The organism is Corallococcus sp. AB038B (genome assembly GCF_003668955.1).
Classification (GTDB): Bacteria; Myxococcota; Myxococcia; order Myxococcales; family Myxococcaceae; genus Corallococcus; species Corallococcus exiguus.
Map to the genome: position 1 here is coordinate 1 of NZ_RAWO01000205.1, position 417 is coordinate 417.

A 417-nucleotide genomic window follows, 5' to 3' on the forward strand; every position below is an offset into this window, starting at 1 on the left:
GAGCGCCCGGACGGGGAGCAGTTCCAGGAGCAGTTCCAAGCCGTTGCGTGCGCGCGCCAGTTGTCCGCCGGCTTCTTCCACCGCTGGCGCTACCCGCGAGGCGAGCCGCCCGAGCTGATTGAGGAGTGGTTCGCGCGGCGCAAGGCGTGGAACAAGGAAGTCTGGGAGGAACTCAAGGGCGAGCGCCGCGAGCACCTGGACTCACCAGGGCTGCTCACCAAGGCCGCCATCCGCGCGAACATGACGCCGCCCTATGAGGGCGACAAGCCCATCTGGTACGCGGCAACATGGGCGGAGTGGGCAGAGATTCATGCCGCCGTGCAGCCCGAGCCCCAGGCCGTTTGGGTGTCGGACTTTCTCGTGAAGGACGCGGCAGAGTGGGCACGCTCACGGGTGGGAATCGTCTGGGTCGAGTAC

1 pseudogene is annotated in these 417 nt (G+C 67.4%); it reads left to right on the top strand.

Annotation, left to right across the window (positions count from 1 at the left end):
* A pseudogene (locus D7Y04_RS43025) lies at positions 1-417 on the top strand (helicase); the annotation flags it as partial.